This is a genomic window from Neorhizobium sp. USDA 3394, assembly GCF_056280385.1.
In genome coordinates this window covers 853335-867088 of sequence record NZ_JBWCDU010000002.1, presented here as the reverse complement: position 1 = coordinate 867088, position 13754 = coordinate 853335, and the positions used below count along the sequence as shown (strand labels likewise).

General features: G+C 60.1%; 12 protein-coding genes. 6 read left to right on the top strand and 6 right to left on the bottom strand.

The window, feature by feature from the left end; all coding sequences use genetic code 11:
• Positions 1–83: 83 nt before the first annotated feature.
• The 3 genes from ACZ9EJ_RS25755 to ACZ9EJ_RS25745 form a co-directional block, all read right to left on the bottom strand.
• The gene (locus ACZ9EJ_RS25755) at positions 84–980 is read right to left on the bottom strand and encodes a carbohydrate ABC transporter permease (protein WP_080954096.1); all 897 of its coding nucleotides are present in this window, start codon (positions 978–980) and stop codon (positions 84–86) included.
• The gene (locus ACZ9EJ_RS25750; protein ID WP_046630169.1) at positions 977–1945 is read right to left on the bottom strand and encodes a carbohydrate ABC transporter permease; all 969 of its coding nucleotides are present in this window, start codon (positions 1943–1945) and stop codon (positions 977–979) included. Before ACZ9EJ_RS25750 ends, ACZ9EJ_RS25755 begins: the two co-directional genes overlap by 4 nt.
• Before the next feature lie 62 nt (positions 1946–2007).
• Positions 2008–3363, bottom strand: coding sequence for an ABC transporter substrate-binding protein (locus tag ACZ9EJ_RS25745; protein WP_046642398.1), 1356 nt, complete (start codon positions 3361–3363; stop codon positions 2008–2010).
• Positions 3364–3768: 405 nt separating this feature from the next.
• Between ACZ9EJ_RS25745 and ACZ9EJ_RS25740 the strand changes: the two genes are divergently transcribed.
• The 3 genes from ACZ9EJ_RS25740 to ACZ9EJ_RS25730 all read left to right on the top strand — a co-directional run bounded on the left by ACZ9EJ_RS25740 (position 3769) and on the right by ACZ9EJ_RS25730 (position 7568).
• Entirely contained in the window at positions 3769–4683 is a 915-nt protein-coding gene (locus ACZ9EJ_RS25740; protein ID WP_046630167.1) for a LysR family transcriptional regulator, read from the top strand.
• A 237-nt stretch (positions 4684–4920) separates the two neighbouring features.
• Positions 4921–5832: a sugar phosphate isomerase/epimerase family protein gene (locus ACZ9EJ_RS25735; protein WP_046630166.1), complete on the top strand. Its 912-nt coding sequence runs from the start codon at positions 4921–4923 to the stop codon at positions 5830–5832.
• An 80-nt stretch (positions 5833–5912) separates the two neighbouring features.
• Positions 5913–7568 carry a GMC oxidoreductase gene (locus ACZ9EJ_RS25730; protein ID WP_046630165.1) on the top strand — a complete coding sequence of 552 codons (1656 nt, stop codon included), beginning with the start codon at positions 5913–5915 and terminating at the stop codon, positions 7566–7568.
• A gap of 129 nt (positions 7569–7697) precedes the next feature.
• Here the strand turns inward: ACZ9EJ_RS25730 and ACZ9EJ_RS25725 are convergent, their stop codons facing one another.
• The 3 genes from ACZ9EJ_RS25725 to ACZ9EJ_RS25715 are packed head-to-tail and all read right to left on the bottom strand — an operon-like array spanning position 7698 to position 10116.
• On the bottom strand, positions 7698–8288 hold the full coding sequence (locus ACZ9EJ_RS25725) for a hypothetical protein (RefSeq protein WP_046630164.1): 591 nt from the start codon (positions 8286–8288) through the stop codon (positions 7698–7700).
• Positions 8288–9331, bottom strand: a complete 1044-nt coding sequence (locus ACZ9EJ_RS25720) for an SAM-dependent methyltransferase (protein ID WP_046642397.1) — start codon at positions 9329–9331, stop codon at positions 8288–8290. Before ACZ9EJ_RS25720 ends, ACZ9EJ_RS25725 begins: the two co-directional genes overlap by 1 nt.
• Positions 9328–10116, bottom strand: a complete 789-nt coding sequence (locus ACZ9EJ_RS25715) for a DUF1295 domain-containing protein (protein ID WP_046642396.1) — start codon at positions 10114–10116, stop codon at positions 9328–9330. The genes ACZ9EJ_RS25720 and ACZ9EJ_RS25715 overlap by 4 nt, the downstream gene beginning before the upstream one ends.
• 187 nt (positions 10117–10303) lie before the next feature.
• Here ACZ9EJ_RS25715 and ACZ9EJ_RS25710 point away from each other — a divergent pair, with 187 nt between their 5' ends.
• The 3 genes from ACZ9EJ_RS25710 to ACZ9EJ_RS25700 are packed head-to-tail and all read left to right on the top strand — an operon-like array spanning position 10304 to position 13736.
• On the top strand, positions 10304–11686 hold the full coding sequence (locus tag ACZ9EJ_RS25710) for an NAD(P)/FAD-dependent oxidoreductase (protein WP_046630429.1): 1383 nt from the start codon (positions 10304–10306) through the stop codon (positions 11684–11686).
• Positions 11683–12507, top strand: coding sequence for a DUF1365 domain-containing protein (locus ACZ9EJ_RS25705; protein WP_046630161.1), 825 nt, complete (start codon positions 11683–11685; stop codon positions 12505–12507). The genes ACZ9EJ_RS25710 and ACZ9EJ_RS25705 overlap by 4 nt, the downstream gene beginning before the upstream one ends.
• A complete protein-coding gene (locus ACZ9EJ_RS25700; protein WP_046630160.1) occupies positions 12504–13736 on the top strand; it encodes an SAM-dependent methyltransferase in 1233 nt (410 codons plus the stop codon). Before ACZ9EJ_RS25705 ends, ACZ9EJ_RS25700 begins: the two co-directional genes overlap by 4 nt.
• The last annotated feature ends 18 nt before the right edge of the window (positions 13737–13754 follow it).

Sequence of the window (13754 nt, the reverse complement as noted above, 5' to 3'; positions counted from 1 at the left end):
CATTCCTCGTTCTCTAGCCCGACTGGTCCGTCCGGCGTCGCGGTCTGCTCTCCGCGCAAGGCGGATCGGCGAACCGGTGATAGTTATCCCTTGACCGCGCCGCCGAGCACGCCGCGCACGAAATACTTCTGAAGGCTGACGATCAGCACCAGCGGCACGACCACCGAGATGAAGGTCGCAGCAGTGAGCGTGTTGAGACCGCCGGCATTGGTCTGGGCAAGGCTCGCGACCTGCACCGTCAGGGGCGAAAGCGAACCGGAGCCAAGGAAGATCAGCGGGATCAGCAGATGGTTCCAGGCGATCATGAACTGCAGGATTGCCAGCGAGGCGAGAACGGCCCCCGACAGCGGCAGGATGATCTGGAAGAAAATTCTCGGCTCCGAGGCGCCGTCGATGCGCGCCGCCTCAACCAGATCGGACGGAATGCTGGCGAAGAAGCCGTAAAGGAGAAAGATCCCGAACGGCACCGTCAGACCCATCTCGATGATCCAAACCGGGATGAAGGTCCCCGTCAGGCCAAGCGCGAGGAAGAATTTCAGCATCGGCACCAGCACCAACTGAGGCGGCAGAACCTGGAAGCCGACCATCGCCAGAAACACGGCAATACGCCCGCGAAACCGCATGCGCGCCAGGGCAAACGCACCGATGGCGGAGAACAATACTGTGCCGAGCACGGTCGGGATGGTCAATACGATCGAGTTCACGACACTGCGCCCGACGCCGGCCAGGTAGATGGCCTCGACATAGTTCGACAGCACAGGCCGCCACTCGACGAAAGCATGCCACCAGCCGGTCAGGGATGAGTCGCTTTCCGAGCGGAACGTCGTCACGAAGAGCGACAGGACAGGCGTGAACCAGACGACGCAAAGAAGTAGCACCGCACCGTGAAGTGCGATGCGCTTCAGTCGCCCGCCGAGCCTGGAGGTGGAAGGTGCAGCTACGGGCATGGCTCTGCGGCTTTCAATTGCGGACATCATCATTCTCCTCCCTCCGACCGGATCTGCTTGATGTTCATGAAGATCACGGGGGATGCCAGGATGAGGAGCAGCACAGCGATGGCGCTGGCAGTTCCAAGGTTCTGCCTCACGAAGAGTTCCGAATACATCTTGTTGGCAATCACGTCAGTGCCGAAGGATCCGTTGGTCATGACGTAGACGATATCGAAGACCTTGAGGGAGAAGATCGCCTGGGTGGTCAGGACCACGAGTATCGTCGGCCAAAGGGAAGGAAGCGTCACGAAACGGAAAACCGCCCACTCTCCTGCCCCGTCGATCTTCGCCGCCTCGACAAGTTCCCGCGGGATGTTCTTCACACCCGCAGACAGGATGAGCGTTGAAACGCCGATGCTCATCCAGACGGCGACGAAGATAAGTGCGTAATTGTTGATGCTGCGGTCGATCAGCCAGGCGATCGGCATTTTACCGGTGACCGCCGTCCAGATGGCGTTGAGCGTGCCAGTCTGCGGCTGTAGCGGCGGCGCGTAGGTGTACATCATCTTCCAGATGACGGCGCCGGCCACAAAAGACATGGCGGTCGGCAGGATCAGGAAGGTTCGCGCAATGCGCTCATATTTGACCCGATCCAGCATGATCGCGGCCGATAGGGCGAGCATGGCAGTCAATAGCGGAAAGACGACAATCCAGAGGACATTGTTGAATAGAACGGGCCGCATGGCGGTTCCGAATGCCCATACGAAGTTCCGGAACCCGACCCAGTTGCTCCCGCTAGCATCGCGAAAGCTGAGCACGATCGAGGCAACGAGGGGATAGGCTATGACGAGGCCTACCAGCGCCAGCACCGGTGAGAGCCATATCCAAGGACGAAGGCTGCTCTGGCGTTTCTGCGAAAACCGCCTAATGGCCAGTTCCCCCGGCAGGATGATGGCGAAAGCCATTGCGGGCACGGCAAGGAGCCCGAGGAAAAGTTGCAGGATCTGACTGCTCATGGCGCTATTCCGTCTTGTGCCGGGGGCGGCGCCAGGCCACTCCCGGGAATTGATCGTCAGGCTTACTTTGCAGCGTCGATGGACTGCAGCACTTCGTCGAGACTGTTCGGATCAAGCACATATTGCACGATCCCCTTCCAAAATGCCTGGATGACAGGCGGATCGACAACCTGGGTCGGCTGGGCGACGAGCGTGACGCCCGGCTTTAGCAGGGTTTCACGCGCGCGCTTCAGCACCGGGTTGGAATAGTCGGACGGCTGAACCGCCTGGCTGGCAACCGTCCAGTTACCGGCGGAAGCGACGAGTTTCTGCGCCTGGTCTGACACAAGATAGGACAGGAATGCCTTCACCTGCGGCGTTTCCCGGAAGGCAAGATAAAGCGTACCGCCAAAGGTCTCGTAATTGGCGTTCTCCGGTTTGCCGGGAACCGGCATAAAATCGAGGTCCTCGATCGGCTTGATCTTGGGATATATGATGCTGGTCACGCCGTAGGCATAGGTTCCCCAGAGAAGAACCGAACACTGAGGCGGCTCATAGAACAGTCCCGTGCCGATCTTGACAGCGGGCGTCGACATTGCAGCGACCGGGCCCCCCGGCACCATCTTCGGATCAAGGGCAATCTTGCCGAACGCTTCGAATGCAGCTTTGACTTCCGGCGCCGTCCAGGAGATCGAGCCGTCTGCCAAACCCTGCAGGGTCTTGGGCCCGGAATTCTTCAGGATATAGGCCTGGATCCAGTTGCCGGCGATGGCGCCTGACGAAGCACCGCGTTCATCCGTGTAGCACCAGGGCGTCTTGCCGGCTGCGGCGCGCCTAACCGCCCACGTATCGAACTGCTCCCAGGTCGGGTTGTCCTTCGGTCCATCATAGGTATGGGCGTTATACCAGACCATGAAATTGTTGAGTTCGGTCCAGACACCGTAGATCTTGCCGTTGACGCTCGCGGCGTTGAGGAGGCCCGGATCGAACTTACCCTGCATGGAGGCGTCGCCGATCATCGCGCCGACATCCTTCAAGGCTCCTCGCTTGGCGTAACGCACGAGGTTGTTGATATTGGTGGAGCCGGCCAGATCCGGCGGATCGCCCGCTTGGACGCGGGTCTGCAGGACCGCCGCGAAATCGGTCGTGCCCGTGTAGTCGACGACAATTCCGGTGGCCGCCTGGAAAGGAGCCCAGGCTGCCTTCAGCATCTCGAGTTCGCGGCCGCCATTGACGCCAAGGATCGACACCTTGCCTCCGATCTTCTGCCCGCCGGTCAGTGTCGAGGCGTAGGTCTGCGCTGCATCGAGAAGCGGTTTCGGAAGCTCGACTGCCTGCGCATGCGCCAGCCTGCCGGAGGAAGCCAGCGCCAGCGCGACCGCCAAACACGTGGACAGCCGTCTCGGTATGAGCGCCTTTTCGGTTTTCCGGAATACCATATGCATTTACCTCCTGTTTTTAGAGTCCGTTCGTGGATTCTTATATTTGCGCGCACGGATATCCCGATGATTTCCGGACCTTCCCGGAAAACGGACAATACGTTGCGGACAAATCTGCGGCGCGGTTCCAGTCACGCCGTTGCACGTCTCTCGCGATTACGACGCGGCGCCTCTCGGCTTTGGGATAATCGGCGCAATCATCGTGTTCCCCTTGTCGTGGCGCTGACTGCATCCGGCATGCCGGCCCGCGAGCAATCTCGCGGCAACATACCATGGCAATAGTCGCCCGGCACTTATGGGATCAATGTCTGTTCACCGGGGGCACGAAGTCAAACAACTAACATTGCTCAGGGTATAACCTTTGGTCATACTGGGGTGGTAGATGCCTCTGTGCGGCCGGGACCCATGAACAAAAATCTGCACCGACTAGACCTTCGGCAACTGCGGCACTTCCTCGCGGTCGTGCATACGGGCAGCTTCAGCATGGCGGCGGAGAACCTCCGGCTCACGCAACCGGCGCTCAGCAAAAGCATCCGCAGCATGGAACAGGCGCTTGGGGTGCGGCTCCTGGACCGCGGACCGACTGGGATCCAGGTCACACTGTTCGGGGAAAAGCTGCTCGGCTACAGTGAGCTTCTGCTTTCGCTAGCCGACGAGGCGGTGCACGAAATCGACTCACTTCGGGGCGCGCGAAGTGGCTCGCTTAGGATTGGAAGTATGGCGGCCGCTTTACGGCAACTGGTCCCGGACGCCTTGAACCAGTTTGCCGTCGCCCGTCCAGACGTTAGCGTGCTGGTTCACGAGGGCGTCAATGAGGTTCTGCTACCACAGCTTTTTTCGGGGAAGCTTGATGTGGTCTTCACCGTCAAACAGAGCGATCTCCTCAACGAGGACTTTGAGTGGCGACTTGTCGCACGAGAACCTGTTTCAATCGTTGCCCATCAATCACATCCCTTGGCAAACCGTAAGAATGTGACGGCTGCAGACCTTGCGGAATTCAGTTGGGTGCTCCCGCCCCTGCCCGAATCAGACCGGCTGATTCTTGAAGCTTTTTTCAAGAACGCATCACTTCCGAAGCCTGTGGTTGCCATAGAGACCACTTCGATCAATTTCCTCACTTCCATGATCGCTCGGACAAGCCATTTAGCATATTTGACAAGAGCCAATCTTGAAGGAAGCGGACTAGGCCTGGTCCCACTTGACTTCCACGAAATCTCCTTGACCCGCGATATCTACGCGGTCTTTCGACGCAAAGGTGAGGTCCGTCCAACTGTTTCAGTGCTGTTAAAGGAAATCAGCCGCTACGGCGATTTTGGCTAGGAAAAATTCGCCACCGGGGAGCCATGACCATTGGTTATACCCTGGCCAATCGAAGTTATTTTATTCGACGAGGACGCTCATGTACCTCTGGATATAGTAGCCGCGTCAGTAGGCCGGCGAACCAACAGAAACAATGTCGCAGGGCATGTGGCATCATCCAGACGACTGTCCGGTTGATGGCGAAGCCGTGCCCGAACGGGGCATTGCGCAGTGTGGTAAACCAAAGCGGATATTCTCATGACAGATCCTCGCGTTGCTTCCGGCGGTTACAGATATGCTCTCAACCCGATCCAGTGGTTCGCCACCAATGACGGGTGGCTTGACCCCGACAAGGGGCCGGCGCCCAGGGATCTGCTGAGGGAAATCGCACGGTCTGGCTTTCAGGCGGTGCATGCGCAGGTGCCGGCAGGATGGACGGTGACGGAGTACAAGGGCGCCTTGGAGGATGCCGGCCTCAAACCAGCTCCTGGCTACCTGTCGATCGCGCTGCCGGAGCACGGAGTGGAGATGCCAGCCATGCTGGAAGCGGCCCGCGCGAACGCCGCGCAGCAGGCAGAGCTGGGCCTGACCGACATGTTCGTCGCCACCCGGATGACCAGGGACGCGCCGCGCGTCGAACACCCGGGCATCGGCGCACAGTTCGACGAAGCCCGGTTTGCGATGATCCTCGATCTGATCGATCGTGCTTCCGCCGTCATCAAGGAAGAAGGCGTCAGGGCGGCGCTTCATCCGCATATCGGCACCTGGATCGAAACGGAAACCGAAACCCGCCGTCTGCTCGACAGTATCAGTGCAGATCAGCTCGGCTTCGGTCCCGATACCGGTCATCTCTCCTGGGCCGGTGCCGATGTGATCGGCCTCATCGGTGATTATCGCGACCGGATCCACGTCATGCACGTCAAGGATTGCCGTCTGCAGGTCCGCGATGCGGCCAAGGCCGCCGGCAAGACCTATCAGCAGACCGTCGTTTCCGGTCTTTGGGCAGAGCCCGGCGCCGGTGAACTCGATCTGGCCGGCATGCTTGCGTCGCTCGGCAGCGATTTCGACGGCTGGCTGATCGCCGAGGTCGATTTCCCGACGCTGCCGCCCTTCGAATGCGCCAAGGTCAGTGCCGAATGGCTCGCGAGCTTGCGGCGGCCCCTCCACTGAACACACGAGCAGCGGTCGAATTCGTCTTGGCTGCCGCTTCCAAGAACAGCCGCTTGCCGGAAGCAGGATACCGGAACACTATGTCTGAAACCATTTATGATGCACTGGTCATAGGATCCGGCGCGGCCGGATCGTTTGCGGCCAGAGAATTGACCGCGCAGGGTCTCTCCGTTCTTCTTCTGGAGGCTGGGCCGGCGGTCGGCGCGAAGGATTTCGATCCGTCCCGCAAGAAGCCGGTTCAGAAGGACATCAATATCTGGGAACGGGCAATGGCCTTTGCCAATGGTCAGACCGTTCAGGCTCGCGCCATCTTTTTCAAGGAGTGGATGAGCCATTTCTTCGTCAATGATCGCAAGAACCCTTATACGACACCAGCTGACACGCCATTCCTATGGATTAGGGGACGACAGGCTGGCGGCAGGCTGCACGCGTTCGGCCGAGTACTCATGCGGTGGACTGACGATGATTTCAACCTGCACAGCCGCACCGGAGAGGGGGCCGACTGGCCCATCTCCTATGCGGATCTGGCTCCGTTCTATGCAGAGGTCGAATCCTATCTGGGCCTCTACGGTCAGGAAGACAACGTCGCGACACTGCCTGACGGTATTTATGCGAAGCGCGCTAACCTGACGCCAGCAGAAGAGGTGTTCAAGGCAGCCGTCGAAACGCGCTGGCCAGAACGGCGGGTTGTTTCCTGGCGCTACATCGCTCCGGAACCGGAGCGCGTTCCCCGTCCCCTGCGGGACGCCCAGGCGAGTGGCCGGCTAACCATCCGCTACAATGCCGTGGTGCGCCGGATCACTACGGACGACAAGACCGGTTTGGCGACCGGCGCAGAGTTGACGGACGGGACCAATGGCAGAACGGAGACGGTACGGGGCGCCAATATAGTTGTATGCGCCTCGCCGATCGAAAGCATCAGGCTGCTGTTGCATTCGGCAGCGCCGCTCCATCCTGCGGGGCTCGGCAACAGCTCGGGAACATTGGGGCGCTACTTCATGGATCAACTGCCCTGTCTTGCGATCGGAGCTTTTCCTCCGGTTCCCGGCTGGACGAAGGATGAGACCGCCCCCCCGGATCCCTTCTATCCAGGGTCTGGAGGAATATTCATTCCGCGCTTCAAGAACTTCGCACGCGGCGAGAAACGAAGTGACTTCGCCTATCAAGGAACCGTTGGGAGAGGGATCGTCTCCAGCGACACGCCAGGGCGCATGGCATTCTTCGGTTATGGGCAAATGTTGCCTCATGCCGATAACCGCGTCACACTCGATCCAAGCAGGAAGGATGCGTGGGACATCCCCATCCCGCACATCCGCTGCGCAATGAATGAGGGGGAGCGAGAGCTCCTCGCTCGGCAGGAGCAGACGCTGATCGAAATGGTGAAGCAGGCGGGTGGCGAGCTGGAATTCATCGGCTCCCCTCTTGGCCTCAAGGAAATGGGCAGAGGTGCCTATCCCAATGCCGACCCTTTTAGCCGTTTCCTCTTTCGCAGAATGTTCCACCGGAGCATGCCCATGGGCGCGGCCATTCACGAAAGTGGCGGCGTGAGAATGGGCACATCACCAGACACATCTGTCCTCGATGCTTGGAACCGCAGTTGGGATGTGCCGAACCTTCTGGTTACGGACGCCAGTGCCTTTCCCACCGGCGGGGTGTCAGGAACCACCCTGACAGTGATGGCCATGACAATCCGCGCCTGCAGACAGCTTGCAGCCAACTACAAGTCTCATGGTTGACTGCGGTCGCGTCTCGCCCTGGCAAAACGGTGCGGGCCACATCGTTTGGCACGGCGGCCGCTTTGGAGGCATCGCCCATGCTGTCTGGCTCTATTCAGGTGTCAGTCCTGAAAGTGGAAAACGTTCCACTTACAGCCACTTTCCTCGACGATGGTCCGGCTCGACCTTGTCGGACTTCGGCGCGGCCGAAAAGTCACGACTGTTATGGATTCCGGCATATCGCAAACAGATGAAAACCATAAGGCAGGCGACGGCAAATGCGTTAAGGTCGAGTAGAATGGCGAGATCCCCCTTGCTCCAGGCATGCAGCGGCGTGTCGATGGTGTATCGGGACAATATGAAAACCAGAAACAGCAAGGCGGCCAAGCCGCGCTGCCATCGCGTCTCCTCCACCCGGAACGAGAGGGCGACCAGCATGATGCAGGGTGCGAAGAAAAGCTCGGTGCCCGAACCGGTGCCGAACAGCTTGACCTCGAACAGAGTATCAAGCGTGCCGACCAGCGGCAGGGCGATGCGGGCCGCCAGCGGCGCGCGGCGGGCGATGAACGGAATGGCAAGGAAAAATGGCGCTGCGAGCAGCGTGCCGAGCGAGGCCGCCACGCCGCTGTCGAGGAGATACCACACATACAACGGATAGAACGGCTTGTTGGCGAAGATCACCCAAGCGATCGTCACGGTCGCCTGGGTCATCGGGTCGAGTGGAGGCCGCGAAATACCCATTAGGCGGCTTGTTTGGAACGGGTTGGGGTGAGCAGATAGTGGCCAACGCCCCAGACATCGCCATTGTCATGGCCGAACATGCCGGCGGTCGCCAGGAAAAACAGTCGCCACCGACGCTGCCAGAGCGGGGCATCCTTGCCATAGACCTGCCGGAAGATCGGCTGAATGCGGTCAATCGCCTGGTCGAAGGCAGCAAGCCAATCGAGTGCCGTGCGGCGATAATGCGTGCCCGACCAGCGCCATTCCTCCTCAACCGTGAAGAGATCGCCGAACCGGTGCGGCAAATCATGCGCCGGCATGATGCCGCCGGTGAAGAAATGACGGGCCACCCAGTCTGCCGGATCATTGTGGTCGAAGCGATAGGAGCGGTTTCTATGGTTGAAGACGTGCAGAAAAAGCTTGCCGTCCGGTTTTAAATAAACGCGGACCCGTTCCAGAAGAGCGCGCCAGTTCGACATGTGCTCGAACATTTCCACCGAAACCACGCGGTCGAAGCGCTCATTCGTCGTGAAATCGTTCATATCGGCGGTAATGACGGTGAGGTTCGCCAACCCGCGTTCGTGGGCAAGATCGACGATATAGGCCCGCTGCGATGCGGAATTCGAGACCGCGGTGATTCGCGAGTTCGGAAATTGCCGGGCGAGGTAAAGCGACAATGAACCCCAGCCACAACCGAGTTCGAGAATATTGATGCCGTCCTCTATGGCAGCATGTTTCAACGTTTCGGCAAGCGCATGGGTTTCGGCTTCTTCGAGCGTGGTGTCGGACCCAGGGTAGAGACAGCAGGAATATTTCCGCTGCGGACCTAGCGCCAAAGCGAAGAAATCGGCTGGTATCTCATAATGCTGGCGATTGGCTTCGCCCGTGTGGGTGGCAACGGGAAAACGGTCCATCGTTTCGATGAAGGCCAGTTCCTCCTTGAGTGGTGCGGCGGCCAGTCGCCGCTTGCTGCGAGCGCATAGGAAATCGATGCCCGCCAGTGTCATGCCGTCGGTCAAAGGCGCCCGCTCGGCGGCATTGATGGCGAAAGCCAGCAAATTCATGGTAGTTCTCCGTTTCTACGGGGGCCGGGAAAGAAGGCGTTGACGCGCTTCTGGACAGCACGGAACTTGTCTCCGCGCGAACGCAGCATGTGTTCTTCGAGCGGCGGGATGCCGGAGACATGCACCAGCAACCAGTACATTAGAGCCGGCGAAAGCAGCGATGCCCATGTCCATGGGGACGGGGTCAGTGCCAAAAGCGGCCAGGCGCACCAGAAGAGCCATTCGAAGAAATAGTTGGGATGGCGGGAGCGGCCCCAGAGGCCGATCTCGCAGACGCCGGTCCGGTCCGGCAGGCGGCGGAAGCGGGCAAGCTGCAGGTCGGCGATCGCTTCGCCAGCCAGCGCGGCGACAGCGACGAGCACGGCGAGCCCATCCAGAAGGCCGGGGAAAGGCGTGTCGTTCGTCGCAGCCAGATAGACTGCAAGCACCAGTATGAACGCGGCCAGCGCCTGGATCTGCAGAAACAGGAATAACCGCCAAGCGGCGTTGTCGCCCCATTCCTCGATGAGCTTGGCGTAACGCGGATCTTCACTGCGGCCCAGGGTGCGGGAGCCGATATGGCTGGCAAGCCGCACCGCCCAGGCCACAACAAGGGTCAGCGACACGATACGCCTCCCGAAATCACCATTCGCGAAGAGCACGGCGGCAATGCCGCCGAGCCCGACCGCCAGGGACCAGATCGTATCGATCCAGCCGCTTAGGCCGGTGCGGCGCTGCACGGCCCAGGCTCCGGCCATCGCCAGCGACAAGCAAATTGCAATGATGAGCAGAAGTGCCCAATCCATGGTTTTCCTCGCGAGGTCTTTTGCGACACGGGATCGTCTACGGCGAAGCGCAAGTTTCAGTTTCATGCGAGCAACAAAAATCTGGAAAATTTTTCGCCTGACGAAACTAAGTCGTCGCCGGTCCCGTACATGGCGCGGTGAGGCTGGAAAATGCAGACCGTAACGATGGATTGAGCGAGAGGATTTGATGGCATTCGATGAGCGTATCGTGGGCAGAAGGCGCCTCAATATTGCCGTCGTGGGAAGCGGCATTTCAGGCCTTTCGGCCGCCTGGCTTCTGTCACACCGACATGATGTCACCGTCTATGAAGCGGCGGACCGCATAGGGGGTCACAGCAATACGGTCGAGTTCGAAAGCCCGAATGGACCTGTGGCGGTGGATACCGGCTTCATCGTCTATAACGAAACCACCTACCCGAACCTCACGGCCCTGTTCCGCACGCTCGAAGTGCCGACCACCATTTCTGACATGTCCTTCGCGGTCTCACTGAATGGCGGCGCATTCGAATATTCCGGCGGCACGGGCTCCGGTCTCTTCGCGCAAAAAACCAATCTGGTCAGGCCGCGCTTCTGGTCGATGATGCGGGATCTCTTGCGGTTTTACCGCAACGCGCCGCGCGACCTTGCGGTCATGGGCAGCGTCTCTCTCGACGATTACCTTAACCGCAATGGCTATGGCCGTGCCTTCCGCGACGACCATCTCTATCCGATGGCAGCAGCAATCTGGTCGACGCCGGCTATGGAGGTCGGCTCCTATCCGGCGGCCGGCTTCATAAAATTCTGTAGCAATCACGGACTTCTCGAACTTTGGAACCGCCCGGTCTGGCGCACCGTCAAAGGCGGCAGCCGGGAATATGTGGCGCGGTTGAGCCGCCTTTTTGCCGACCGCATCCGGCTTTCGACCCCGGTGGAAGCGGTACGCCGTCGGCCCGGATCGGTGGAGATTCGCGATTCGCACGGACGCGTTTCGGTCTTCGACGACGTCGTGATCGCGACCCACGCGGATCAGGCCCTACGCATGCTCGGCGATGCGAACGACGAAGAGCGCCGCATTCTCGGCGCCTTCCGCTATTCGTGCAACGAGGCCGTGCTGCATGGCGACACGGCCGTCATGCCGAAACGGCGCGCTGCATGGTCGAGCTGGAACTATGTCGCCGATACGCGGGCAGATACCGGAAACGGGCCGACGCAGCCGTCGATTACCTATTGGATGAACAGGCTGCAGCCACTCGGCACCGCCCCGCCGACATTCGTGACGCTCAATCCGCTTCGTGCGCCGCGCGAAGAAACCGTCATCCGCCGCGATACCTACGAGCACCCCGTCTTCGACCTTGCCACCGATCGGGCGCAACAGGAGATCTGGTCGCTGCAAGGCCTGCGCAACACCTGGTTTTGCGGCGCGCATTTCGGCTCGGGCTTCCATGAGGACGGCATCCAGGCGGGTCTGGCGGTCGCGGAAGACCTTGGGGGCGTTCGCCGCCCGTGGCAGGTGGAGCAGGAAAGCGCCCGCATTGTGCGCAGACCGCTGATCGGGGCTGCTGGCCTGCCAATCGTGGAGGTGCCGGCATGACGGAGAGCCTGAAATCCGCGCTTTTTACCGGGCATGTTACGCATTCGCGGCTGAGGCCGAAGCAGCACACGCTTGCCTATCGCCTCTATTCGCTGCTGATCGACCTCGACGAACTCGACCTGCTGGACCGCCGCCTGCGGCTGTTTTCCGTCGATCGCTTCAACCTCTTCTCCTTCTTTCCAAAGGATCGCGGCGACCGTTCGGGCAGCGATCTCAGGGCCCAGGTAAATCGCTCCATGCGTGCCGCCGGGGTCGAGCCGGATGGTGGGCCGATCCGGATTCTGACCATGCCGCGCCTCCTGGGCTGGGCCTTTAACCCGCTCAGCGTGTTTTTCTGCTACGGCAAGGACGGGTCCGTCAGGGCGATCCTTTGGGAAGTGGACAACACGTTCGGCGAACGACACGCTTACATGATCGCTGTCGAGGATCGTGGGGGCCGCGAGATCGTCCAGCAATGCAACAAGGCGTTCTATGTCTCGCCATTCATGGACATGGATCTGCGTTACGAATTCCGTGTCGTCGTCCCGACTGACTGGCTCTCGATCCGCATCGAGACATTCGACCGCGACGGACTGGTGCTCACCGCCCGGCATCTGGCGAAGCGAACCGAGTTGACGGATGCCGCGCTCGCAAGGGCTTTTGTTGCCATTCCCTTCCTGACGATACGCGTCATTGGCGGCATCTATTGGGAGGCGCTGAAGATCTGGCTCAAGGGCATTCGCCTTCGCGCCAGGCCACGTCCGCCGGAGAACCCGGTTTCATTGATCCGCAAGGCGTTGGCCGAGCCTCGCACATCGCATGGAGAGACTGATATCCCATGAGCCAGCTTGACGATTTTTCCCAGATATCGATCGAACTGTCGTCGAGCGACGAAATGCTTGGCTTTGGTGGCCGGCTGGTGGCTCGCCTGATCCGCGATATCCGTTGCGGTCTCTTGACCATCGTGCTGCCCTCCGGCGCGGTCGTGAAGGGCGCAGGACCCGAGGCCGGGCCGGACGCAACCATCGTCATCAAGCGCTGGCGTATGCTCCGCCGCCTTGTCACCGCCGGTGACATCGGATTTGCAGGAGCTTTCATCGACGGAGATTGGACGACGCCGGACCTGACCGCGGTCATACGGCTTGCCGCCCGCAACGGCGATGCCCTTTCGCCGGCGATCAACGGGAATGTCCTGATGCGGCTCGTCAACCGGGTCGGGCATCTGCTGAATGCCAATACGAAAAAGGGTAGTCGCCGCAATATCGAGGCGCATTACGATCTCGGCAACGACTTCTACAAGGAATGGCTCGATTCCAACATGCTCTATTCCTCGGCGATCTTTGACGAGACGACGCCGAGCCTGGAGACCGCCCAGCAAAAGCGTCTCGACGTCATTCGCGAGAAACTGGCGCTGGAAGGCGGCGAAAGCGTGCTGGAAATCGGTTGTGGCTGGGGTGCGCTGGCTGTCGAGCTTGCCACCCGAGCGAATGCGAATGTTGTCGGCCTGACACTTTCGCCGTCGCAACTCCTCTGGGCGAAGGATGCTGTGATGGCAGGCGGAAAGGAGGCCCAAGTCGATCTGCGGCTGCAGGATTACCGAGATATCGAGGGGCAGTTCGATCGCATCGTGTCGATCGAGATGTTCGAGGCAGTCGGTGAAGCGTACTGGCCGAGCTATTTCGACGTCCTGAAGCGATGCTTGAAGGACGATGGCCGCGCCGTACTCCAGATTATCTCGATCGAGGAAAAGCGTTTCGAGGCCTATCGCGGCAGTATCGATTTCATCCAGAAATACATATTCCCCGGCGGCTTTGTGCCCTCGGACAGCGCGCTGGAGAGGGCTGTCTCCGCCGCCGGCCTAAAGCTGACCGGGATCGAGCATTTCGGACAGTCCTATTCGCGCACACTGCGCGAGTGGCGGTCACGCTTTCACGCGCATTGGCCGGCGATTGCCGCTCAGGGTTTCGACGGGCACTTCCGGCGTCTCTGGCACTATTACCTCTGCTATTGCGAGGCCGGCTTCGAGGAGGGGTGCATCAATGTGGGACTTTACACGGTTGAACATGCGTAAGGCATCTGGACAAGGATG